Annotated in this window: 20 protein-coding genes; 9 read left to right on the top strand and 11 right to left on the bottom strand. The window is 59.3% G+C overall.

Annotated elements, in window-relative coordinates; translation table 11 throughout:
- Positions 1 to 5 precede the first annotated feature (5 nt).
- Complete coding sequence (pgeF, locus tag V8J88_RS08660) at positions 6 to 785, top strand: peptidoglycan editing factor PgeF (RefSeq protein WP_338849008.1); 780 nt, start codon at positions 6 to 8, stop codon at positions 783 to 785.
- Positions 786 to 789: 4 nt separating this feature from the next.
- On the opposite strand, the gene V8J88_RS08665 is transcribed toward pgeF, so the two are convergent.
- On the bottom strand, positions 790 to 1,041 hold the full coding sequence (locus V8J88_RS08665) for a hypothetical protein (RefSeq protein WP_338849009.1): 252 nt from the start codon (positions 1,039 to 1,041) through the stop codon (positions 790 to 792).
- Between the two features lie 279 nt (positions 1,042 to 1,320).
- Here V8J88_RS08665 and phaC point away from each other — a divergent pair, with 279 nt between their 5' ends.
- The 6 genes from phaC (at position 1,321) to V8J88_RS08695 (ending at position 7,258) form a co-directional block, all read left to right on the top strand.
- Positions 1,321 to 2,964 (top strand): class I poly(R)-hydroxyalkanoic acid synthase, encoded by a 1,644-nt coding sequence (phaC, locus tag V8J88_RS08670; protein WP_338849854.1) that lies wholly within the window; start codon positions 1,321 to 1,323, stop codon positions 2,962 to 2,964.
- A 158-nt stretch (positions 2,965 to 3,122) separates the two neighbouring features.
- Positions 3,123 to 3,677, top strand: coding sequence for a polyhydroxyalkanoate synthesis repressor PhaR (gene phaR / locus V8J88_RS08675; protein WP_338849010.1), 555 nt, complete (start codon positions 3,123 to 3,125; stop codon positions 3,675 to 3,677).
- 78 nt (positions 3,678 to 3,755) lie between these two features.
- Positions 3,756 to 4,202: an HAD domain-containing protein gene (locus tag V8J88_RS08680; RefSeq protein ID WP_338849012.1), complete on the top strand. Its 447-nt coding sequence runs from the start codon at positions 3,756 to 3,758 to the stop codon at positions 4,200 to 4,202.
- Between the two features lie 175 nt (positions 4,203 to 4,377).
- Positions 4,378 to 5,751, top strand: a complete 1,374-nt coding sequence (gene rimO / locus V8J88_RS08685) for a 30S ribosomal protein S12 methylthiotransferase RimO (RefSeq protein WP_338849013.1) — start codon at positions 4,378 to 4,380, stop codon at positions 5,749 to 5,751.
- Positions 5,748 to 6,947: a cystathionine beta-lyase gene (locus tag V8J88_RS08690; protein WP_338849015.1), complete on the top strand. Its 1,200-nt coding sequence runs from the start codon at positions 5,748 to 5,750 to the stop codon at positions 6,945 to 6,947. The genes rimO and V8J88_RS08690 overlap by 4 nt, the downstream gene beginning before the upstream one ends.
- Positions 6,944 to 7,258, top strand: coding sequence for a protealysin inhibitor emfourin (locus V8J88_RS08695; RefSeq protein ID WP_338849017.1), 315 nt, complete (start codon positions 6,944 to 6,946; stop codon positions 7,256 to 7,258). The genes V8J88_RS08690 and V8J88_RS08695 overlap by 4 nt, the downstream gene beginning before the upstream one ends.
- A gap of 96 nt (positions 7,259 to 7,354) precedes the next feature.
- Here the strand turns inward: V8J88_RS08695 and V8J88_RS08700 are convergent, their stop codons facing one another.
- Both V8J88_RS08700 and V8J88_RS08705 read right to left on the bottom strand, forming a co-directional pair.
- Complete coding sequence (locus tag V8J88_RS08700) at positions 7,355 to 7,900, bottom strand: DUF4114 domain-containing protein (RefSeq protein ID WP_338849018.1); 546 nt, start codon at positions 7,898 to 7,900, stop codon at positions 7,355 to 7,357.
- Between the two features lie 620 nt (positions 7,901 to 8,520).
- On the bottom strand, positions 8,521 to 9,522 hold the full coding sequence (locus tag V8J88_RS08705; protein ID WP_338849019.1) for a collagenase: 1,002 nt from the start codon (positions 9,520 to 9,522) through the stop codon (positions 8,521 to 8,523).
- A gap of 312 nt (positions 9,523 to 9,834) precedes the next feature.
- Between V8J88_RS08705 and V8J88_RS08710 the strand changes: the two genes are divergently transcribed.
- Positions 9,835 to 10,821, top strand: coding sequence for an ornithine cyclodeaminase family protein (locus tag V8J88_RS08710; protein WP_338849020.1), 987 nt, complete (start codon positions 9,835 to 9,837; stop codon positions 10,819 to 10,821).
- 32 nt (positions 10,822 to 10,853) lie between these two features.
- Entirely contained in the window at positions 10,854 to 12,596 is a 1,743-nt protein-coding gene (locus V8J88_RS08715) for an MFS transporter (RefSeq protein ID WP_338849022.1), read from the top strand.
- Positions 12,597 to 12,727: 131 nt separating this feature from the next.
- Here V8J88_RS08715 and V8J88_RS08720 read toward each other — a convergent pair whose 3' ends face one another.
- The 8 genes from V8J88_RS08720 to fliL all read right to left on the bottom strand — a co-directional run bounded on the left by V8J88_RS08720 (position 12,728) and on the right by fliL (position 23,976).
- On the bottom strand, positions 12,728 to 19,213 hold the full coding sequence (locus V8J88_RS08720; RefSeq protein WP_338849023.1) for an Ig-like domain-containing protein: 6,486 nt from the start codon (positions 19,211 to 19,213) through the stop codon (positions 12,728 to 12,730).
- Positions 19,214 to 19,475: 262 nt separating this feature from the next.
- Entirely contained in the window at positions 19,476 to 20,318 is an 843-nt protein-coding gene (fliR, locus tag V8J88_RS08725; RefSeq protein WP_338849024.1) for a flagellar biosynthetic protein FliR, read from the bottom strand.
- A 9-nt stretch (positions 20,319 to 20,327) separates the two neighbouring features.
- Entirely contained in the window at positions 20,328 to 20,597 is a 270-nt protein-coding gene (gene fliQ, locus V8J88_RS08730) for a flagellar biosynthesis protein FliQ (RefSeq protein WP_338849025.1), read from the bottom strand.
- Positions 20,598 to 20,607: 10 nt separating this feature from the next.
- A complete protein-coding gene (fliP, locus tag V8J88_RS08735; protein WP_338849855.1) occupies positions 20,608 to 21,294 on the bottom strand; it encodes a flagellar type III secretion system pore protein FliP in 687 nt (228 codons plus the stop codon).
- A 61-nt stretch (positions 21,295 to 21,355) separates the two neighbouring features.
- Entirely contained in the window at positions 21,356 to 21,886 is a 531-nt protein-coding gene (gene fliO / locus V8J88_RS08740; protein ID WP_338849026.1) for a flagellar biosynthetic protein FliO, read from the bottom strand.
- A gap of 50 nt (positions 21,887 to 21,936) precedes the next feature.
- On the bottom strand, positions 21,937 to 22,368 hold the full coding sequence (fliN, locus tag V8J88_RS08745) for a flagellar motor switch protein FliN (protein ID WP_338849027.1): 432 nt from the start codon (positions 22,366 to 22,368) through the stop codon (positions 21,937 to 21,939).
- 17 nt (positions 22,369 to 22,385) lie between these two features.
- On the bottom strand, positions 22,386 to 23,447 hold the full coding sequence (gene fliM, locus V8J88_RS08750) for a flagellar motor switch protein FliM (RefSeq protein ID WP_338849028.1): 1,062 nt from the start codon (positions 23,445 to 23,447) through the stop codon (positions 22,386 to 22,388).
- A 4-nt stretch (positions 23,448 to 23,451) separates the two neighbouring features.
- Positions 23,452 to 23,976, bottom strand: coding sequence for a flagellar basal body-associated protein FliL (fliL, locus tag V8J88_RS08755; RefSeq protein ID WP_338849029.1), 525 nt, complete (start codon positions 23,974 to 23,976; stop codon positions 23,452 to 23,454).
- Between the last annotated feature and the right edge of the window lie 205 nt (positions 23,977 to 24,181).

Here is a 24,181-nt window from a genome sequence, read left to right on the forward strand (position 1 = left end):
GGGCTGTGAGCAGCTTTGCCGATTGTTTGCCGGTACAGTGGCCGGGGCCGGTGGCGCCGCAGATTCAGGCCGCTTGCACCACGCGCGCAGGCGGCGTCAGTGCGCCACCCTGGAACGGACAGGCGACAGGGCAGGCCGACGGCTGGAATCTGGCCGCCCATGTTGGCGACGCTGAGCAGGCGGTGCTGCAAAATCGCGCTATCTTGCGTCAGCGTCTGGCGCTGCCGCAAGAACCCTGCTGGCTGAATCAAGTGCATGGCGTGGCGCTGGCGGATGCTGACCAAAGGCATGCCGCGCCGCCCACCGCTGATGCGGTCACCAGTGCTCAAGGCGGCGTGTGTGCGATTTTGACCGCTGATTGTCTGCCGGTCTTGCTGTGCAGTCCGGATGGCGCGGTGCTGGCGGCGGCCCATGCCGGCTGGCGCGGGCTGGCCGGCGGCGTCTTGCAAGCCACGGCGGGCGCGATGCGCGCGCGCGGCGCACAGGAAATTTACGCCTGGCTGGGGCCGGCCATCAGTCAGCCGCATTTTGAAGTCGGGCCGGAAGTGTTGGCCGCGTTTGTGCAGAGTCTGGGGGAGGCGGCGCAGGCGGCGTTTGTCGCCGGGCGCGCAGACCGTGTGCATGGCGATTTATTTCATCTGGCCCGCCTTGCCCTGGCGCAAGCCGGCGTCACGCAAGTCGCCGGCGGCGGCGTCTGCACTTTCAGCGATGCGCGCTTTTATTCATACCGGCGGCAAGCACGCACCGGGCGCTTTGCGAGTTTGCTGTGGCGCGCCGCAGCATAGCGCTTCAATTTTTTTCTTCCGTTTGCGCGGGCGGCGCTGCCGTCGCGGCGTCTTGTGGCGATGGCGGCGCTGATTGCGCCTGTCTGGCAAGATGTTCTGCGCGTTGGCGCCGCATTTTGCTGCGTTGCAGATACAATACCAGGGCCAATGGCGCCAGCAGGTAGAACAGAACATCCATCAATCCGGCGATGAAAGATTCTTCGGTCAGGGCCATCATCATGACCACATACGCCCAGGCGATGACGACGATCAGCATGTTTTTACTCTCCGCAATGCAAAGCGCAGATTGTACCCTGCGCTTTGCTGCGAACGACTAAGGAAGAGCACGATGAGTGATGCGCAGCAAATGTTTGGCCAGTGGTTGAACCACATGGGCTCCTTGATGAACCAGGGTATGAGCAGCTGGATGCAAAGCATGCCGCAGCAAAGCGGCGCGCACAGCGGCGCACCATTCGGCCCGGCTGCGCCGGACGCGCCGTGGCAAGCCTGGTTGCAAATGGCCCCCGATCTGGTCAGCCGCATGATGGGGCAAATGATGACCCAGGGCGGCAATAACCGTCTGCCGGAAGCAGTGGCCACGATTTTGCAAGAAGCCGGCGCCAGCATCAAACCGGAACAATTTTCCCAATTGCAGCAAGCTTATCTGGAACAATTCGGCCAGCTGTGGCAAAACATGTTGCAAAACAAATTGCCTGAATTGCACGACCGCCGCTTCGCCGCCAAACTCTGGCGCGAAAACCCCTTGAACGCCTTCAACGCCGCCAGCTATTTGTTAAATGCGCAATATCTGCGCGATCTGGTGGACGCGGTGCAAGCGCCGCCCAAGGCGCGCGCCAAGCTGGAGTTTTCGGTCGGCCAATTGATCGACGCCATGTCGCCGGCGAATTTCTTTGTCACCAACCCCGAAGCCCAGCAAAAACTGTTGGAAAGCAATGGCCAGAGCTTGACGCGCGGCATCGCCAATCTGTTCGCTGACTTGCAAAAGGGACGTATCACCCAGTCCGATGAAAGCGCGTTTGAAGTCGGCGTGAATGTCGCCACCACCGAAGGCGATGTGGTGTTTGAAAATGAGTTGTTCCAATTGATTCAATACAAGCCGCTCACCGCCCAGGTGCAGCAAACCCCGCTGCTGATGGTTCCGCCTTGCATCAACAAGTTTTACATTCTTGATTTGCAGCCGGATAACTCGCTGGTGCGCTATGCCGTGGCGCAAGGGCATACCGTGTTCATGGTCAGCTGGCGCAACCCGGATCAAAGCCTGCGCCATTTGAGCTGGGATGACTATATCGAACAAGCCGCCTTGAAAGCGATTGCCGTGGTGCAGGAAATCAGCGGCGCGCCCAAGTTGCATTGCTTTGGTTTTTGCGTTGGCGGCACCATCATCGCCACCGCGCTGGCGGTGTTGGCTGCGCGCGGCGAACATCCCGCCGCCAGTCTGACCTTGCTCACCACCTTCCTCGATTTCGCCGAGGCCGGCGTGCTGGAAGTGTTTGTCGATGAGCCGCAAGTGCAGATGCGCGAGCAGACCCTGGGGCAGGGCGGCTTGATGCCGGGGCGCGATCTGGCCGCCACCTTCTCCAGCCTGCGCCCGAATGATCTGGTGTGGAATTATGTGCAAGCCAATTATCTGAAAGGCGAAGAGCCGCCGCCATTTGATTTGCTGTTCTGGAATGGCGACAGCACCAATTTGCCCGGCCCCATGTTCTGCTGGTATTTGCGCAATACCTATCTGGAAAACAGCCTGAAAGAACCGGGCAAGCTGACGGTCTGCGGCGAAGCGGTGGATTTGGGCAAGATCGACGCCCCGGTGTTTATTTACGCTTCGCGCGAAGACCACATTGTGCCCTGGGGCGCGGCGTTTTCATCGCGCACCATCCTCAACCCCAAACAGCCCAAGCGCAATCGCTTTGTGCTGGGCGCCTCCGGCCACATCGCCGGCGTGATCAATTCCCCGGTCAAGAAAAAGCGCAGCCACTGGGTGTATGACGGCGCCGCCAAAACCAAGGAGGAATGGCTGGAAAAAGCCGAAGAGCGCGCCGGCAGCTGGTGGCCTGAATGGGCTGCGTTTTTAGAAGCGCACGGCGGCAAACAGATCAAGGCGCCGGCTAAGCCCGGCAAGGGCAAATACAAGCCGATCGAAGCCGCGCCGGGACGTTACGTCAAAGTGCGCGGCGACTGAGACAAAAATGAATGCGCTGCAGCAAAATGATTACGCAAGCATGGGCGTTTTCGCCCATCTTGCGCATATAATCACTGAAAAAAGCATCATGCAGGGCAAATCCCGCACTGCCACTTGATCACGCGCCTTATTGCGGCGCTAACACCATGGGAAACGCGATGAACAGTGCAAGAAAGACCAATGAACGGCTGATCAAGAAATACCCCAATCGCCGTTTGTACGACACCCAGACCAGTTCCTACATTACCTTGAACGATGTCAAACAATTGGTGCTGGACAATGAAGAATTCACCGTGGTTGACGCCAAAAACAACGAGGATTTGACGCGCAGCATTCTGCTGCAAATCATTCTTGAGGAAGAAGCCAGCGGCACTCCCATGTTTTCCAGCGCGGCCCTGTCGCAAATCATCCGTTTTTACGGTCATGCAATGCAGGGCATGATGGGTTCCTATCTGGAAAAGAATGTGCAAGCCTTCACCGAGATCCAAAACAAGCTGGCCGAAAGCTCGAAAGGCTTGTATGACGGGCGCGGCCTGAATCCGGAACTCTGGAGCCAGTTCCTGAATGTGCAAGGGCCGATGATGCAGGGCATGATGAACAACTACATCGACCAGAGCAAATCACTGTTTGTGCAAATGCAGGAACAGATGCAAAACCAGGCCAAATCGATTTTCGGCGCTTTCCCCTTCGTCCCGCCGACGGATAAAAAATAAAGCCGGCAAACCGGCCTGCCGCTGTGCGGGCCGCTTTTCTCATGCGCCGGCTGTGGCGCACCACGATTGCGGATCATAATGCGCCATATTCTGTTCTTGGATTTTGACGGTGTCTTGCACGCGGAAAGCGATATGCGCTTTGCCCGCATGCCACAGTTTGCCGCCTGCGTGGCGGCGCTGCCGGCGCTGGAAATCGTGATCAGCTCGACTTGGCGCAGCATGCGGCCGATTTCACAGCTGCAAGAAGCGTTTCCACCGGCCATCCGCATGCGCGTCATCGGCGGCACGCCCTCCCTGCCGCGCGCGCATACCCTGCAGGGCGGCATCCGCCAGCGTGAAATCGAAGCCTGGCTGGAAAATAATCGCATCAATCACAGCAATGGCCACTGGATCGCCTTGGACGACCGGGCCGAATTATTCGACCCGGACTGCCCCTACCTGCTGCTGCACGATGGCCGGCGCGGCTTTGGCGAGCGCGAAGCGGCCTTGCTCACGCGCTGGTATCAACAGCAGCAGACGGCTTGAGGCTGGCGGCCAGGCGCAAACAAGCGCAGCCCCAAATTTTGCGCAAACCTGTCTTTATCCCATTCCCGCCGCGCCGTCAGGCGCACATCTCAGGCCAAAGCCGGCTGCGCAGCGGCTGACGGAGCTGCGCCAAAAAACGTATAATGCGCGATTCCCTGCATCACACCGAACTGACATGTCCGAACAAGCACAACACGCCAATCCTGCGCCCAAAGTCGGCTTTGTTTCCCTAGGCTGCCCCAAGGCGCTGGTGGATTCTGAGCAAATTCTCACCCAATTGCGCGCGGAAGGCTATGAAACCGCCAAATCCTATGCCGGGGCCGACCTGGTGATCGTCAACACCTGCGGCTTTATCGACGCCGCCGTGCAGGAATCGCTGGATGCGATTGGCGAGGCGCTGGCGGAAAACGGCAAAGTGATTGTGACCGGCTGTCTGGGCGCAAAAAAAGACGCTGATGGCAGCGATTTGATTCAAAAAGTGCACCCCAAGGTGCTGGCCGTGACCGGCCCGCACGCCCTGGCCGAAGTGATGGATTCGGTGCACCAGCATCTGCCCAAGCCGCATGATCCATTTCTGGATCTGGTGCCGCCGGCTGGCGTTAAGCTGACCCCCAAGCACTATGCTTATCTGAAAATTTCAGAAGGCTGCAACCACCGCTGCAGCTTTTGCATCATTCCCTCGATGCGCGGCGATCTGGTGTCGCGCCCGATTGGCGAGGTGCTGACCGAAGCGGAAAACCTGTTTAAAGCCGGCGTCAAAGAGTTGCTGGTGATTTCGCAAGACACCTCGGCGTATGGCGTGGATATCAAATTCCGCACCGGTTTCTGGGATGGCAAGCCGGTCAAAACCCATCCCACCCAATTGGTGCAAACCCTGGGCCAGCTGGCCAAACAATACGGGGCCTGGGTGCGCTTGCATTATGTCTATCCCTACCCGCATGTGGATGACATGATTCCCGAGATGGTGGCCGGCCATGTCTTGCCGTATCTGGACGTGCCCTTGCAACACGCGCACCCGGATGTGTTGAAGCGCATGAAGCGCCCGGCCTCCGGCGAAAAAAATATTGAGCGCATCCGCGCCTGGCGCGCGATTTGCCCGGATATCACGATCCGCTCCACCTTTATCACCGGCTTCCCCGGCGAAACCGAAGCCGAATTCGCGTATTTGCTCGACTTCATCAAAGAAGCGCAAATCGACCGCCTGGGCTGCTTTGCCTATTCGCCGGTGGAAGGGGCGACGGCAAATGACTTGCCCAACCCGGTGCCGGAAGAAGTCAAAGAAGAGCGCCGCGCGCGCTTGATGCAGGCGCAGGAAGAGATCTCGCGCGCACGCCTGGCCAAAAAAATCGGCACGACCCGGCGTATTTTGATTGACCAGGTGGAGCGCAATGGTTCGGCAGTGGGACGCAGCAGCGCAGATGCGCCGGAAATTGACGGCGTGGTGTATCTGAAAGCGCCCTATGAGCCGCATCTGAAATGGCAGGTCGGCCAGTTTGTGGACGCCACCATCACCACCGCCGACAGCCACGATATGTGGGCGCAGGCATGAGCAATCGCAAAGCCCGGCGCAGCGCAACTGCGGATGCGGCCTTGGCCACGCGCCTGTGCCATTCGCCTTACCAGGCGCCGCAAGGCTTTGCCTCTTTTGCCCCGGCCACCGAGCGCGCTTCGACCGTCTTGTTTGAAAATTGCGCGCAAATGCGCGCCACCACCTGGCAAGACAAATCGACTTACACCTACGGCTTGCACGGTACTCCGACCACCTTCACGCTGGAAGCGCGCTTGTGTGAGATCGAGGGCGCCAAACATTGCCTGCTGGCCCCCAGCGGTCTGGCGGCCATCGCCCTGATCAATTTCGCCTTGCTCAAAAGCGGCGATGACTTGCTGATTCCCGACAATGTGTACAGCCCGAACCGCGATATCGCGCGCTGGCTGGCGCGTGAACACGGCATCAGCGTGCGCGTGTATGCGCCCGGCATTGGCGCGGGCATCGCTGCTTTGATTCAAGACAATACGCGCCTGATTTGGACGGAAGCGCCCGGTTCGATCACGATGGAAATCCCCGATCTGCCGGCGATTTGCGCCGCCGCCCAGGCGCGCGGCGTGCCGGTGGCGCTGGACAACACCTGGTCAGCCGGCATCGCCTATGACGGTTTCAAGCATGGCGCCGACATCATCATGCAAGCGCTCACCAAATACCAGGCCGGGGCCTCGGATTTGCTGATGGGCGCGGTTTTGACGCGCGATGCCAAACTGGCGCAAAAGCTGGATATCTGTCATATGCGTCTGGGCTATGGCGTGGGCGCTGATGATGCGTATCTGATCTTGCGCAATCTGCCGCATTTAAAGCTGCGCTTTGAAGCGCAAGACCGCGCCGCGCGCGAACTCGCAGCCTGGCTGCAAACCCGTCCCGAAGTGGCGCAAGTCTTGCATCCGGCCTTGCCGGAAAGCCCCGACCATGCGCTGTGGCGGCGTGATTTCAGCGGCGCCGCCAGCCTGTTTTCCCTGATTTTTCAGCCGCACTACAGCAGCGCGCAAATCGATGCCGTGGCGGATGCGCTGGAATATTTCGGCATTGGCTTCAGCTGGGGCGGCGCGCACAGCCTGTGCATGCCGTATGACATCAAACAGATGCGCGACGCCTGGCCGCATGCCGGTTGCCTGCTGCGTTTGTATGTGGGCTTGGAAGAAGTGGCCGATTTGCGCGCCGATCTGGAACGCGCCTTCGCTCTGGCCTTGCGATGAGGCTGGCGCCGGATTGCAGTCTGGAATTGCGCGAGCAGGGCGGTTTTGCCGGCCCCGCCGCGCCGCACATCTGGCGCATTCACGCCGCCCAACTGGACCCCGCGCAACAAGCGCAATTGGCGCAACTGCTGCAAGCCGCTGATCTGGCGCAACAGCCGCCGCAACAATGGGCCGCTGCGCCCAAATCCTGGGATTTTGAAATGCGCTTGTGCATCACGCAAGCGGGCCAGCAGCGCGAATGGGCCTGGCACAGCAGTCAGGCCAGGCCGGGACTGCAGGCGCTGGCCGAGTGGCTCAAGGGCGTGGCTTGAAATCGATTGGCTCAAGCCGGGCTTTGTCACAAAGCAGGCGGCGCAGATGAAAAGAGCGGGCAAAAAGCCCGCTCTTTTGCATATCAAGGCAGAGGATTACGCCAGTTTTTCTGCTTTTTTGCGACGAGCGATCAAGCCCAGACCGCCCAAACCAGCCAGCATCAAGCCCCAGGTTTCCGCTTCCGGCACCGGTGCGGCCACATTCGAGACGCGCAGCTGGATATCGTTGTAGTCACGGTCGCCGCCGCCCAGGATGTCTTCAAAACCCAGCACCGCATTGCCATTGTCATCCAGCGAAGCGTGCGCGTGGATCAGATTGTCCGGGTTGGCGCTGGCCGGGCCGGTGAAGAAGTTATCGCCAGTGTTGCTGACGTGCATGCGGAAGGTCAATTCCGTGCCACGGGCGAAAGAACCCAGATTGATGCTGCTGCCAACCGGGGTGCTGTGGCCGGTGAACAATTTGCGGCCATCATTTTCAAAGAACACCACGTCGGTGTAACCGGCGTCGGAGCCGAGGAAAGTCACATTCACGTCGCCGGTATCGGCTACGATCAGGCGGCCGCCAACGATTTCAATTGCAGCGTGGGCATTCAGGGTGGCGGCGGCAAACACAGCGGCGAGTGCGAATTTCTTGAAGGACATCTTTATTGCTCCCGAGTAAAAAAGTGTGGTTATGGTAATGCAAGCAAACAGTTTCGATGCAGTGTTTTTTCGAGCACTTGCTCTGGCTGTTTTTTGCTGTGCCGTAAGTGCGGCACAGGTGGAATCATGCCTGTCTTGCCCGCTGTAATACATTACCCGGGATTACCGCACATTACCCGGCATTACAGAGTGCGTAGCCTGAGTTTTCAGAAAAAGTTTCCTCCAGGTATTGCGATGGCGGCAGCGATCCTGCAAAAAAGATGTAATAAAGACAGTTGTATTCCAGAAAATAGACCCGGGGTGGGCATGCCTTTACTGTTTTACAGAGAGAAGAGCTGACGCGGCTGAGTTTGGCCGGCTTGCCGGAAGATTTGTTGGGGTAAAGGAATAATCTTGGCGGTATGAAAGCGATTTCTTGAAAAAATGAATTTCTTATTCTTTACTTTAGATTGGTTTTGAAAGCGATTTCAAAAAGAAAAGCACCCGGCGTCATTAACCATTAAGAATAATTACCGTGTAAGAAAAAATCCCGGCTTGGCGCCGCTTGTGCACATTTTGCTGCGGCGCCAAGCACGCCAAGCGCTGCCGCGCAGCAAGCCGGTTTGCGCTGATTGAACTGCTTATTGCGGCCCGGCCTGGCCCTTGGCGCTGCTTGGCAAACCCTGCAGCCATTGGGCGAATTCGCCATCCATCTGCTTACCCCAGCTTTTCACCAGCGCCTGATAACGCGGAAAATCGCCGCTGCGCGTGAAGGCCAGCATTTGATCCAGCTTGCTGCGCTGTTTTTCCAGCATGAAGCGGGTCGCCAGATAACCCCAGTAATACGTCCGCTCTGTGCCGTTATTGCTTTCATAGCCGGTGTCAAATAATTCGCTCAGCGCAAAATGCGCGCCCTGCAGAGCGGTTTGCGCCTTGGGATAGTTGTCGCCATGCGCCACGTATTCCGCAATGCCCTCAGTCCACCAGATCAAATACGGCGTCAGCGGCGCCGGCTTGGGACAGTTCTCCGGCGCGCCGTGAGAGTCGTGCAAATTGGCGCAGAAATCGCCATACACATTGAAACGCCCATCCAGATAATGCACAAATTCATGTTCCAGATTGTGCACCTGGCCATCTTTTTTCTGATTCGCCACAAATTCCGCCTGATTGCCGGGCAGATGCGGCAAGCCTTCCAGATACATGCCGCCATTGTCGGTCGGCATCTGAAAATGCGCCGGCGCATATTTCTCATAATCCGCGCGGCTGGCGTAAATATTCGCGCGCAAGCTGTGGTTGTGGTCGTGTAACACTGGCGCACGCGGCTTGCCGTCTTGCCCGAACAGCTGATGAAAACGCGCTTCCACCTGCTGCAAGCGCTGGCAGGTTTGCTTTTCCAATTCCGCGCTGAAAGCCTGGGTGCGCAGCACCAGACTCGGGCTGCACTGATGCACGCGCGTTAATACCTGAGAAACGCCGGGCAGCGCAGGCAGCATCGCCGGCTTGCCCGGCTGGGCCGGGCCGGCGGCATTCGCCGATTGCGCAGCGCCGCTGCACAACAGGGCCAGCAGGCAGGCCGCAAGCTTGCCCTGCGCCAGCTGCCAAAGAGAAGAGGGGAGCGCGGCTGCGCCCGTCAGGTGGGACATACTGTACTCCATGCGAAAGAAGATAAGCAGGCGCAAAAACGGCCCCGGGAGGGCCTTGGCGACTGTTCGCCATTGTGCCGCTTACCGCATCCGCCTGGCTTGATGCTTTGGCCGCAGTTTGATGCGCAAATATGCCGTCTTGCAACGCAACATCAGGAGGTTGCGCCTGGAATTGCGGCAAAACCGCTTGCCGGCTTGCGGCGAAATCCCGCCGCTATGCCAAATTGCGCAAGCGCCCCTGGCTGCGGCGTCAAGACAGCGGCGCGGGCCGGGCTTATGCTGGGCGGGATTGTGCAATTCACGGGAGGAAGTATGCAAATCGTTGATGCGCAGGGCGTCAACCGCGTCTTGCAGCAGGCCGGCTGGCCCGCTTTGCTGGCGGCCTTGCGCCAGGGTTTCGCCGCCGCGCGCGCGGCCGACCTGCCGCAGCGGCAGTTGTATGGTTTGCCGCCGCATCAGGGACAGGAGAATGACTGTTTTGCGGTGCTGCCGGCCTGGAATGAAGAAGGGATGGCGGTAAAGGCATTCACCCACATGCCACAGAATAGCAAGGCTGGCTATCCGCTATTGCACTCCCAGGTCTTGCTGTTTGCGCGCGCCCATGGTCAGCCGCTGGCGCTGCTCGATGGCGCAAGCGTGACCCTGTGGCGCACGGCGGCGGTATCAGCGCTGGCGGCGCAATTGCTGGCGCGGCCACAACGCCGCCGCATGCTGCTGCTCGGCACAGGACGCCTGGCGGCGCCGCTGGTGTGCGCGCATCTGGCCAGCGCACAACTGGAGCAAGTGTGGATATGGGGGCGCGACCCGGCCAAGGCGCAGGCCGCCGTGCAGGCGGCGCGCGCCGCCGCCGCCCGGCTGGACTTGCCGCAGCCTGTGGCGCAGATCGATGTTTTGCAGGAAGAACTGGCGCCGGCGGTAGCGGCGGCAGACCTGGTGGTGTGCGCCACCGCTGCGCCGGCCCCGCTGGTTTCCGGCCTCTGGCTGCATGCCGGCAGCCATCTGGATCTGCTGGGCAATCATGCGCCCAATCAGCGCGAATGCGATAGCAGCGCTGTCACCCGCAGCCAGGTTTGGGTGGACAGTAAAAAGAATGTGTTAGCCGAGGCCGGCGAAATTCTGCTGCCTTGCCAGGAAGGCGTGTTTGCGCCGCACATGATCGCCGGCGAGCTGAGCGATTTATGCAGCTTGCGCGCCAGCCCGCGCGAAAGCGGGGCGCAGGAGCGTCCCACCTTGTTCAAATCAGTTGGCGCGGCGCTGGCCGATTTATTGACCGCGCAATTCATCCACCGTCATCTGTAAATCCGCGCCTCACTCAGTCAGCAGGAGAATGTATGCAACACAGCAGCACAGCCGCGCCCGCAGCCAAAGGGCGCAGCCCTTTTTCCGCCAGTTTTTATGTCGCCAACACGATGGAAATTTTCGAGCGGCTGGCCTGGTATGGTTTTTTCACGCTTTCATCGCTGTATATGACCAGCCCGCGCAGCCAGGGCGGGATGGGGTTTTCTGATCAGGAGCGCGGATTCTTGCAGGGCATGATTCCGTTTTTACTGTATCTGCTGCCGGTGCTCACCGGCGCGCTGGCTGACCGCTATGGCTATCGCCGCATGTTTTTACTGTCGTTTGCGATTATGTGTCCGGCCTATTATTTACTGGGACAGGCGGAGGGCTTCTGGCCGTTTTGCGCCTGTTTTCTGGCGGTCGCCATCGGCGCCGCCTGCTTCAAGCCGGTGGTGGTTGGCACCATCGGGCGCAGCACCGACGACAGCAATCGCGGCCTGGGTTTTGGCGTGTTTTACACCATGGTGAATGTGGGCGGTTTTTTAGGGCCGCTGGCGGCAGGTTATCTGCGCGCCATCAGCTGGGACATGGTGTTTGTGATGTCTGCGCTGTGGATCGCAATAAATTTTGTGCCGGCCCTGTTTTTATACAAAGAGCCGGCCCCGGCGCACAAAGATCAGCGCACCTTGGCGCAAGTCTTGGGCGAGACCCGCGAAGTGCTGGGCAATGGCCGTCTGGCTTTATTGATTTTTCCCTTGATTGCCGGTTTGATGGCGGCGGCCAAGGGCGGGATTTCTTATTTGCTGTTCATCAGCCTGGGCGCGGCCTGGCTGGCGCTCAATCTGCTGTGGAATCTGGCCGTGCCAGCGCAGGCTGAAGGGCCGACGCCCTGGTATCGCCAGCGCATGCAAGTCGGCAACCGCCGTTTTGTGGCGTATTTGCTGATCCTGGCCGGTTTTTGGATGGTGTACAACCAGATTTTCCTGACCTTGCCCCTGTACATCCGTGACTTTGTCGATACCGCAGACCTGGTGCGCTTTTTACAAGCCTGGCTGCCCGGCAGCGTGGATTTTTTAGCCGGCGTGAATCAAAGCCAGTTAGCGCAAGCCTTGCCGGCGCTGGCCGCCAAGACCACAGGCGCGGCAGTGGATTGGCAGACGCTGCGGCTGGAAGTGGTGAATTACAAAGTCATGCCGCCGCTGGAACAATTGCAAGCCGGTTTGCAAGCGCTGCAGCAAGGCCGCGTGAGTGCGGCTGCGCTGGCGGCGCAATGGGCGCAGGCTTACCGCCAGGTGAACCCGGAATACATCATCAATCTTGATTTCGCCGCGATTGTGTTGCTGCAAGTCTTCATCAGCGCAAAATTGGAGCGCCTGCGCGCCTTGCCGGTATTGGTGCTTGGAACCCTGGTCTTAGCCGCCTCCATGGCGCTGGCGGCTGGCGGCCAGTGGTTCGCCCTGGCCGGGTTGGCGGTGGTGGCGGCGGTGCTCTTGTTCGCCCTGGGCGAGATGATCGCCTCGCCGAAAAGCCAGGAATACGTGGCGGCGATTGCGCCGCCGCACAAGACGGCGATGTTTATGGGCTATTACTTTGTCTCAATGGCGTTGGGCAATCTGTTTGGCGGCTTACTGTCCGGCTGGGCTTACGGCGCCCTGGCGCGGCAAGGGCAGGGCACGGCGATGTGGCTGCTGTTCGCCGCCCTGGGCGCCGCCACCGCCGGCGCGCTGTGGCTGTTTGAACGCAGCTTGCGGCAGGAAGAAGCGCAGACGCAGCAGGCGTGGCGGAAGGCGGCTTAGCGCGGCAAGGCCGGCGTTTGGCCACACCCCTCACAAGGCTGTTTGGCGCCGCGCGCCATTGAAAAAAACGGGCAATCCCCCTTCAAAGATTGCCCGCAAGAGAAACCGCACTGCGCCTTTTGGCGCTTGCCTTAAGTCAGAAAATCCCAGCCGGTCGTGCCCAGTTTGTGATTTGTCATTTCCTCGGCATTGATGAAGCCGTTGGCCACGCCCACCAGGTTCAATTTGCCGGTATCGAGCAAATCTGTCCAGTAAGCCAGGCCGCCGGCTTCGCCTTCCCGCCCAAAGATGGCGCGGTACAGCACCGCCACGTCATGCGCTGACTGGCCAGTCATGGCAAAGCCGCGCGCTAAACCTTCGGCTGTGCCCATCATGCCCAGCGCCAGCTCGCCCAGCGAGTGATTGGCGGCCTGCAAACCGCCCCAATAGCCAAAGCCGCCAACATCGGCCTGACGGCCCAGAATCGAGAGATACAGCCCGGCCACTGTGTTGAGCTCGGCGCGGCTGCTGACGCTGCTGCCGGCGTCGGCAAACTGCAGGCTTTCCACATTCACCAGCTTCACCGTCTGATCCGGCGCACTCAGATTGCTCACCATCACATAGCCGTCGAATTGCTCAACTTTGTAATTCGCCTTGTTTTGTGAGAAGTAAGCCTTATCGCTGCCGGCGCCGCCGTGCAACATGGCTTGCTTGCCATCCTCCATGGTCGCGCTTGGCGCGCCATCCAGCGTGGCCAGCAATTGCGGCGTGATCAGGTCATTAAATTGCAAGCCGTCATCGCCATTGCCGGAAAACACCTTGCTGCCGCTGTTGGGCACAATCGAGAAATGCTGTGACGCCGCGTCGCCGGTCAGAATCTGTCCGGCTTTATTGCTGCTGACGTGAGCTGCGCCGACCACGGCGGCAAAATCGACTTCGTTTAAGGTGATTTTGCTGTCCGTGGGCAAATTGCGCACATCAATCACCAGCGCGGTGTGTTGTGCCGTATCGGAGCTGCCATTTAAGGTCAGGCTCTGGCTTGGCGGATTGGCGTTGGCTTGCATGGTCACGGTTTGCACCAGCAGCGGCACATTGGACGGCAGCAAATTCAGGAAGCTTTGCCCGTTGCCGGTCAAATGGGCCTGATCCGCCGGCGCATTGTTTGGCGTGGTGGCGATAATCGCGGCGATTAAATCTTCCAGCGAATTGCCGGCGGCTTTGCTTTCGCCGCCGCTGCTGCTTAAGCCAAATCCCAGCGGCACATGGGCGGACAGCAGCGGGCTGTCTTTTGAGCCGACCAGCGGAATATCCGCCAGCGCGCCATTGCCGGTGTCATCCACGCGGCTGGCGTCCACAATCGGAATTGTGACTTTTGTGCCGGCGCCGCCGCCGGGCAGGGGGCTTGGGTCGATGTTGACATCCACCCCGTCCACCTTGGTCGGCGGTTGCGCGGCGGCGTCAAACAGATAAGTGGCGCTGACAGGGGTGGCGTGTTGCGGATCGCTCAGGCTCAGACTGAGCGAGGCGCTGCCCACCACGCTGGGGGTGAAGGTGGCCGCGGCCAGGGCGGCGTTGATTTGCGCTGCCGTGCCGCTTAATTGCACCCCGGCGCTATTCGGATCGGCGTCGGTAATATTCTCCAGGCGGCCATTGACGGCGACGATGCTCATGCTCAAGACATCGTTTTCCGCATCGCTGACGGCTAATTGTCCCAGTGTGCTGCTCTTGCCAAACATCGCCGCCTGACCTTTATCGCCCGGCAGGCCGCTGATTTGCGGGGCGTAATTGGTATCGACGGTGATGCTTAAGGTTTGCGTCAGCACATTGCCGGCCAGATCGGTGACTTGCAGCCGCACGCTGTGTGAGCCGGCCCCGGCGCTGGCAGGATCTTTGATGTACAGCGCGCCATTGCTCAAGGTGAACAGGTCGTTGCCGCTATCGCCCACGCCGCTGGCGAATACATACACAAAGCTGTCATTTTTGGTGGAGTCGGTAGCGCTGAGATTGCCGACCAGGGAGTTTTTCGCCGCGCCGTCGCTGATCTTGCTGTTGGAAAGCGTAATCGCGCTCGGGCCGACCGGGTCAATGGTGATATTGAGCAGGGCGCCGGCGTCGCTGATATTGCCGGCCACATCATACTGGCGCGCCATGATGGTGTGCAAACCGGCGGTAAGCTGGCTGGATGTGATGCTCCAATTGCCGCTGCCATCCGCCGTGCCCGAGCCGAGTACTGTGCTGCCATCGCTGTCATACAGTTTCACCATGCTGTTGGGCATGGCTTTGCCATTGATCAGCGGGGTGGTGAAATTGGTCAGATTGTCGGCATTCCCGCTATCGCTGCCGAGGTCCAGTGTGGGCGCGCCCAAGGTGGCGGGCGGCGTGACGTCGATTTCCAGATCTAAGCCTTTGCTGACGCTTGAGACTGTGCCGGCTGGATTGCTTTGTTTCACGCTCAGGCTGTGTTTGCCTTCGGTCAGCTTGCTGCTGGTGATGCTCCAATTGCCGCTGCCATCCACCACTGTGCTGCCGAGTACGGTCACGCCATCGCTGTCATACAGATTGACAGTGTTGCCTTTTGTGCCCGTGCCTGTGATCAGCGGGGTTTGCACATTGGTCAGGGCGTCGTTTGGCACGCCGCTGTCGCTGCTCTTATCCAGATTCGGGGTGGCCGGGGTGGTGGGAATGCTGGTGTCAATCTCAATGCTCAGCGCGCTGCTGACGGAGGAAACATTGCCGGCGCCATCGGTTTGCTTAACCGTCAAGCTGTGCGAACCGTCATTCAAGCTGCTGCTGGTGATGCTCCACTTGCCGGAACCATCTGCCGTGGTTGTGCCCAGCAGGGTCGAACCGTCGGTGTCATACAGTTTGACTGTGGCGTTGGCTTCCGATGTGCCGGTGATCACCGGCGTATTCACATTTGTCAGGAAGTCGCCCGCTGTGCCGCTGTCGCTGGCTGGCGATAACACTGGCGTGGCCGGCGCATCCGGCGCGCTGGTGTCGATCTGCGCCGATAAACTGCTGCTGGCTTTGGAGACATTGCCGGCGGCGTCGCTTTGTTTGACCGTGAGCGTATGCGCGCCATCGCTTAATTTGCTGCTGGTGATGCTCCAGTTGCCTGAGCCATCCGCCGTGGTCGTGCCCAGCACGGTGCTGCCATCTGTGTCGTACAGCGTGACAGTGGCGTTCGCTTCGCCTGTGCCGGTGAAGCTTGGCGTGTTGTTTTTGGTGAGCGCATCGCTCGACGAGAGGCCGGTATCTGTGCCCGCTGTCATCGAGGGCGCGGAAGGGGCGGACGGTGTGCTGCTGTCGATGGTCAGGCTCAAACCCTTACTTGCGGTGGAGACGGTGCCGGCGGGATTGCTTTGTTTGCTGGTGAGGGTGTGTGCGCCATCGGCTAAGCCGCTGGTGGTGATGCTCCAATTGCCCTTGCCATCCACTACGGCTGAGCCCAGCAAGGTGGAGCCGTCGGTGTCGTATAAGCTGACAATATTGCCAGCCACCCCTGTGCCGGTGATCACCGGGGTGGTGATATTGGTGATGTTGTCCGAGGCTGTGCCGCTGTCGCTGCCGGCATCCAATGCCGGCGTGCCGGTTATGCCGGGGATGCTGGTGTCAATATCCAGCGTCAGCGCGCTGCTGGCGCTGGAGACATTGCCAGCGGTATCGGTTTGTTTTACGGTCAGGCTGTGCGAGCCATCGCTTAAGGTCGAGCTGGTGATGCTCCATTTGCCGCTGCCGTCCGCCGTGGTCGTGCCCAGCAGGGTTGAGCCGTCGGTGTCATACAGTTTGACCGTGGCGTTGGCTTCCGATGTGCCGGTGATCACCGGCGTATTCACATTCGTCAGGAAGTCACCGCCTGTGCCGCTGTCGCTGGCCAGCGACAATTCCGGGGTGGCGGGCGCGGTCGGCGCGGTGGTGTCAATTTCCACCGCCAGGCTGCTGCCGGCTTTGCTGACGTTGCCAGCCGCGTCGCTCTGTTTGACGGTGAGGGTGTGCGAACCTTCGCTCATCTTGCTGCTGCTGATGCTCCATTTACCGCTGCCATCCGCCGTGGTCGTGCCCAGCACGGTGCTGCCATCTGTGTCGTACAGCGTGACTGTGGCGTTGGCTTCGCCTGTGCCGGTGAAGGTTGGCGTGGTGTTTTTGGTGATCGCGTCGCTCGACGAGACGCCGGAATCTGTGCCGGCGCTCATCGACGGTGCGGAAGGGGCGGATGGTGCGCTGCTGTCAATGGTCAGGGCAAAGCTCTTGCTGGCGCTGGAGGCCGTGCCGGCGGCATTGGTTTGCTTTACCGTCACGGTATGCACACCATCCGCCAGGCTGCTGCTGGTAACGCTCCAATTGCCGCTGCCATCCACCACAGCCGTGCCCAGTACGGTCGAGCCGTCGGTGTCGTACAGGGTGATGGTGTCGCCCACGGCGCCCGTGCCGACCAGGGTGGGCGCGCTGATATTGGTGATGCCATCGCTCAGTGTGCCGCTGTCGCTGCCCGCATCCAATGCCGGTGTGCCGGGCGTGCCGGGGGTGCTGGTGTCAATATCCAGCGTCAGCGCGCTGCTGGCGCTGGAGACATTGCCGGCCAGATCGGTTTGTTTCACGGTCAGGCTGTGCGAGCCATCGCTTAAGGTCGAGCTGGTGATGCTCCATTTGCCCGAGCCGTCTGCCGTGGTCGTGCCCAGCAGGGTCGAGCCGTCGGTGTCGTACAGTTTAACCGTCGCATTCGCTTCCGATGTGCCGGTAATCACTGGCGTGCTGACATTGGTTAAGAAGTCGCCGCTGGTTCCGCTGTCGCTGCCGGGCGACAAGACCGGGGTGGCCGGGGCGGAAGGCGCACTGGTGTCGATTTCCACTGCCAGGCTGCTGCTGGCTTTGCTGACATTGCCAGCTGCGTCGCTCTGTTTGACGGTGAGGGTGTGCGAACCTTCGCTCATTTTGCTGCTGGTGATGCTCCATTTACCGCTGCCATCCGCCGTGGTCGTGCCCAGCACGGTGCTGCCGTCTGTATCGTATAAGGTGACAGTGGCGTTGGCTTCGCCCGTGCCGGTAAAGACGGGTGTGGTGTTTTTCGTGATCGCATCACTGGATGAAACACCGCTGTCCGTTCCCGCTGTCATCGACGGTGTGGAGGTGGCGTTTGGCGCGGTGTGGTCAAAGGTGTAAGTTTCACCGCTGGTGTAGCCGCTCAGGATGGCATCGCTTGAGCCGTTTTTGATGCCGGTGCCGCTGGCGTTCAAGTCCAGGCGCAGGTCGCCATCGCCAGTCAGTGAGTCCACCGTGATGGTGTAAGTCGCGCCGCTGCCGGTCACATTTGAGACTGCGCCGCTGGCGTTGCCGCTTGGGGTGAGCGTAAAGTCGCTTGCGTCAACTCCTGTCACTGATTCGCTGAACGTGACGGTATAGTCAACCGAGGTCGCGCTGCCCGGGACGGTGCTGCTGGCGCTGCCGGCGCGCACAATTGACGTCACGCTCGGGCCGCTGGTGACTGTGATGGTGAAAATCTGAAATGCGCCATTGCCGGCCGCATCGGTTGCGCTCATGTAGATGTGGTATGAGCCTTTGCTTAAATTTTGCGCCGCCAGCAGATTTGAGCCGGACACCGTGAATTTGCCATTATCCGCATCAATCACCCCATTTCCCACTGCAAAGTCATAGGTGACGCTGGTGATATCGCTTGAATTCAGTGAGGCGATGGTGGCGCCATTGGTCGCTTTGCTTTGTTCTATGGACGTGCTGCCCAGCTTGAAACTGGTCGGCCCCACTGTGTCCATGATGTAGGTGAAGTCACTGGAGGCTTTGGAGACATTGCCGGCAGCATCAGTTTGCTTTGTGGTCAGGGTGTGGCTGCCTTCCACCAGCGTGCTGCTGGTGATGCTCCATTTGCCTGCACCATCCACGGTGGCTGTGCCCAGCACGGTGGCGCCATCCGTGTCGTACAGGCTGACCTTGGCGCCGATTTCTCCTTTGCCGGTGATCACCGGTGTGCCGGAATTGCTGATGCCATCGCCCAGCGTGCCGCTGTCGCTGCCAGCCGACACCGCCATCGAAGTCGGCGCATTGGCGGTGGTGTCGATATTCAAGGATAAACCGTTGCTCAGCGGCGAGGTGTTGGCCTTGCCATCGGTTTGCGTCGCTTTCAAGGTATGGCTGCCTTCGGACAGCACAGAACTGGTGATGCTCCATTTGCCGGAGCCATCGGCAGTAGTCGTGCCGAGCAAGGTGGAGCCATCAGTGTCATACAGTTTCACGGTGGCGTTGGCATCTGCCTTCCCGCTGACCAGTGGGGTGGTGTCATTGGTCTGAAAATCACCCAGTGTGCCGCTGTCGCTGCTTGAATCCAGCGTGGGGGTTGACGGCGCTGAGGGGCCGGGGCGGGGGATGGCGACCACAATCGAGTGTGAAAAACTGGCGCTGTCGGCGCCATCTAGTCCCTGAATCGCATTCGCATCATTGCCGGCAGTCGGGTCAGTATAGACAAAATCAATGATGTCGCCCGGCAGCAGGGTTGTGTTGAGGGCGACGATAATGGTGCGGGCGGTGCTGTTAATGGTAACTCCGGTCACCGTGACATCGGTGCCATTGACCTGGACTTCAAGCGCGTTGATTAATGGAGGATTGTCTTCGTCAAGATCTGCACTCATCAAGATCGTGAAAAAAGTTTCACCAATGTATCCGTCTGCGCTGGAATAGGTAGGTTGAGACATCGCACGACTCCCGGTTAATTCAAAAAAATAAACCCAAAAAATGGCGCAAGGCATTTGCCTCCATACTCAAGGGAGTATAGACCCGGGTATTTGATAAGGTGAATTTTTTTTTTCGCAAAAAAATCCATTTCAGTCCACAAGAAAGGGACGTGTGTGCGGTTTTGCCGCGCTTGACGGGGACGTAGGCTGGGCGGCCTGTTTATGGCCGCGCAGCCGGCAGCGCCGGGGCCGGGGCCGGCGGGCGTGGCTCTCTTTGTTGCAGTTTGCGCGGGACTTCGCGCGCCTGCTCAAAGCCCTGGTTGAGCAGGGTTTGCAGCGGCATGCTCAAATACGGCAGGATCAGGGTCAGCATTAAAAAGCCTAAACCCAGGGTGAGCGGGAAGCCGATGCCAAAGATATTGAGCTGCGGCGCGGCGCGCGTCAAAATGCCTAAAGCGATATTCACCAGCAAGAGCGCACACAGAATCGGCAGCGCCAGTTGCAAACCGGCGGAAAACAGTTTCGCGCCCCAGTCCGCCAGCAGTTTGAAGCCATATGCTGAGACCGGCTGGTCTGAAATCGGCAGGGTGATAAAGGTCTCGACCACAATTTGTATCATCAGCAAATGGCCGTCGATGGCTAAAAAACTCAGGGTGGCCAGCAAGGCCAGAAATTGCGCAATGGCGGAGGAGCGTCCCTGCGACTGCGGATCAAAAAAGGTGGCGAAACCCAGGCCCATGGTCAAGCCTATGCTTTCACCCGCCATTTCCACGGCGGCAAACACGATGCGCATGGATAAACCGATGCCGATGCCGATCAGAAATTGCTGCGCCAGGATCAGCATGCCGTTGAGTGAGAGCGGATCTTTGATGCTGGCCGGCAGCGGCGGCAGCAGGGGGGCGATGAGCAGGGTCAGCGCCAGTCCCAGCAGCACCTTGGCGCGCGCCGGAAAGGTGCGGTTGCCCAGCACTGGAGAGGCGGTGATCATGCCCAGGATGCGCACCAGCGGCCAGAGCAGGGCGGCGATCCAGGCGTACCAATCCTGGCTGTTGATGCTGATCATCTGCGCAATCTATCCGATCAGGCCGGGAATGCCGGTAAATACCTTGCGCATATAGTCCAGCATGATAGTCAGCATCCAGGGACCGGCTAAGATCATCACCACGAAAATACCCACCAGCTTGGGGATGAAGGAGAGGGTGGCTTCATTGATCTGGGTGGCGGCCTGGAAGATACTGACTAAGAGGCCGATGAATAAGGCCGTCAACAGCATCGGGGCGCCGACCAGCAGCGTGACTTCCATTGCCTGTCGGCCCATTGCAACCACGGATTCCGGCGTCATTTTGCGCCTCCTAATAAAAACTCTGCGCCAGGGCGCCGATCAATAATTGCCAGCCATCCACCAGCACAAACAGCATGAGTTTGAATGGCAGCGAAATCACCGCCGGCGACATCATCATCATACCCATCGCCATCAAGACGCTGGCTACCACCATGTCAATGATTAAAAACGGGATGAAGATGGCAAAGCCGATCTGGAACGCGGTCTTCAATTCACTGGTTAAAAATGCCGGCATCAACACTTTCAGCGGCACTTCTTCCGGCCCCTGTAATGAGGGCACGCCAGCCAATTTGACAAACAGCGCCAGGTCGGCTTGGCGGGTTTGTTTGAGCATAAAGGTTTTCAGCGGGACCACGCCTTTTTCCAAGGCTTGTTGCATAGTGATTTTGTCATCGGCCAGCGGTTTGTAGGCTTCGACATAGATTTTGTCCATTACCGGGCTCATCACAAACAAGGTCAGAAACAGTGAGAGGCCGATAATCACCTGGTTGGGCGGGGCGCTTTGTGTGCCTAAGGCTTGCCGCAGCAGAGAAAGCACAATCACGATGCGCACAAAGCTGGTCATCATCAATAACACTGCCGGCAAAAACGACAGTGATGTCATGAACAGCAGGGTTTGCAGCGAGAGCGAATAGGTTTGCCCGCCGCCCGGCGCCGGCGTGCTGGTGAAGGCCGGCAAGCCGGCTTGCTGGGCCATGGCGGCGCCGCTGGCCAGCAAGCCGGCGCATAAGAATGGCACGGCGCAAAGGCGTAATTGCTTAGGCGTCATGCTTTTTTTCCATGAACTGTTTGAGCCAATTGGCGAAATTCTTTTCCCCCGGCGGCAAATTGTCCGCCGGCGCACTTTGGCGCGGCAGGGTGGTCAGCATGCTGACGCGGCCAGGCGCTGCGCCGATCACAATCCATTGTTCACCCACTTCCAGCACCAGGACGCGTTCACGTCCGCCCAGACTGATGCCGCCGACGATACGCATATGCGGCCCGCCCTGGATGTGCTGCGGGCCGAAGCGGCGCAAGCCCCAGGCCAGCAGGCCCAGCAGGGCCAACACCACAATCAAAGAGGCGAAGATTTGCAGCATGCCGGGGCCGGCGTATGCCGGGGCCGGTTCTTTGGCCGGGGGCGGCAGGGTGACTAAACGTGCGCTGTCATTGGCCGCGCCGGCTGGCGCAGCGGCGCTGGCGGCGGGCGGCGTGGCGCTGGCCTGACCGGCGCTGGCGGCAGCGGGCGGCGGGGCGCTGGCGGGGTTGGCGAATGCGCCATGTCCGGCCAGCAAAAAACACAGCGTCATGGCGCAACGCAAGCGGGGTGCAGAATGTGGGCGCATGAAAAAAAACCTGCTCATTTGTTGAGTTTGCGAATCCGCTCACTGGGTGTGATGATATCGGTCAAGCGGATGCCGAAACGGTCATTCACCACCACCACCTCACCCTGGGCAATCAAGCAGCCATTCACCAGCACATCCATCGGTTCACCGGCCAGGCCATCCAATTCCACCACCGAGCCTTGCGCTAATTGCAGCAGGTTTTTAATGGCGATCTTGGTGCGCCCCAATTCCACGGTCAATTGCACCGGGATATCGAGAATGAATTCGATATCGTTTTGCGTTTCGGTTTTCGGGCCTGGCGCGGAAAAGTCTTTGAAAACAGCCGCTTGCGCCGCATTTTGCGCCGCCAGCGCGGCGGCGGCCTCGGCTTCCGCTTTGGCTTGCTCGGCAATCGCCGCGCCCCAATCGTCTTCAAGTGAGCTTTCGTCGAAACTGTTGTCGTCCATCGTACTGCTCCTGTTTGCTATTCATCATGCGGCCGGATATCCGGCTCACGGTCCATTTCAGTCAAATCCTGATGAATCCGCCGCACATCAGGTTTGCCATCGTGTTTAGAATCATTATTGGTGAGCAGTTTTTCCACTTTCAAGGCATATTGGCCATTGAATACCCCATACGTGCACTCCAGCACCGGCACGCCGTCCACCGTGGCTTCGATGAATTCGGGGATATTCAGGGAAATGATATCGCCCGGCTTGTAGTTCAAAATCTCAGCAAAACTTGACTTGGCGGTGCCCAGGGTGGCCACGATCTCCACTTCGGCGACCTGAATTTGCTGCGTCATCAAACGGATCCAGCGCTTATCCACTTCCAGCGCCTCGCCCTGCAGGCTGGAGGTGAGCGCGTCGCGGATCGGCTCAATCATGGAGTAGGGCATGCAGAAGTGAATCTGGCCGCTGACTGAGCCGAGTTCCACCGTGAAGGTGGACGCCACCACCACCTCATTCGGGGTGGCGATGTTGGCGAACTGGGTGTTCATTTCTGAACGGATATACTCAAACTCGACTGGAAACACCGGCTCCCAGGATTTGGTGTAAGCCTCAAACACAATATCGAGAATGCGCAAAATAATGCGCTGCTCGGTTTGGGTGAAGTCGCGCCCTTCGACCCGGGTATGAAAGCGGCCATCGCCGCCAAACAGATTGTCCACCAGCAAAAACACCAGGCCCGGATCAAACACCATCAAAGCAGTGCCGCGCAATGGCTTCATATGCACCAGATTGAGGTTGGTGGGCACCACCAGATTGCGGATGAATTCGCTGTATTTGGACACGCGCACAGAGCCGACCGAGACTTCGGCGCTGCGGCGTAAAAAATTGAACAGGCCGACCCGCAGCAAACGGGCGAAACGCTCATTGATGATTTCCAGCGTAGGCATACGCCCACGCACAATTCTTTCCTGGGTCGCGAGGTTATAGGTACGGATACCCGAGGATTCTTCCTGAACCTGGGTGTCGTCCTGATCCCCGTTGACGCCCTTTAAAAGGGCATCAACTTCTTCCTGGGAAAGAAAATTATCAGCCATGGCCTTACTGGATGATGAAGGAAGTGAAGTACACGCCGAGCACGTTTTGTTGCGGGCCTTTTTCAATGAAAGGCTGATTCACTTGCTCGACGATTTCTTCCGAGAGCTTTTTCTTGCCCTCCGCAGTATTGATCTCAGAGGCTTTTTTGCTCGACAGCAAGAGCAGCAAGCGGCTTCTGACCAGCGGCATATTGGCTTTGATCACATCCACCTGGGTTTGCCCGCCGACTTGCAGGGTCAAGGTGGTTTGCAGATATTGATCGCCGGCTTCCGGCTGCAAATTGACCGTGAACGGTTCAATCGGCACAAACACCGGCGGCTCCACCTTGCCGCTTGGATGCGTCGCCGGGGCCGCATGCTGTGCGTTGGCGGGCGGTGCGTTGCTCTTGGTCAGGAAGAACACAATGCCACCGGTGGCGGCGCACATGACAAGTGCGGCGATGATCAAAATCAACATCTTCTTCTTCGGGGCGGGGGCGGCTTCAGCCGCTGCAGCTGCTGCGCCCTTTGCCTTGGGATCTGCTTTCACTTGGCCTCTCCAATGCGTTGCGGTGTTCTTATTATGTCATTATCAGCAGTGCTGTCTCATCAGGATGCGGAGAAAAGAGGGGGAAAGCAGTGGTTTCTTGTGGTTTTCCTTGCCAGCTGGCAAGGCGGGGAGGAGTTGGGCTGGCTTGTGCGGAGATTCGGGGCGTAAAACTGCCGGCGCGCAGTGCGCCGGCTTGCGGTGTTTG

Source organism: Massilia sp. W12 (assembly GCF_037300705.1).
Lineage (GTDB): Bacteria > Pseudomonadota > Gammaproteobacteria > Burkholderiales > Burkholderiaceae_D > JACPVY01.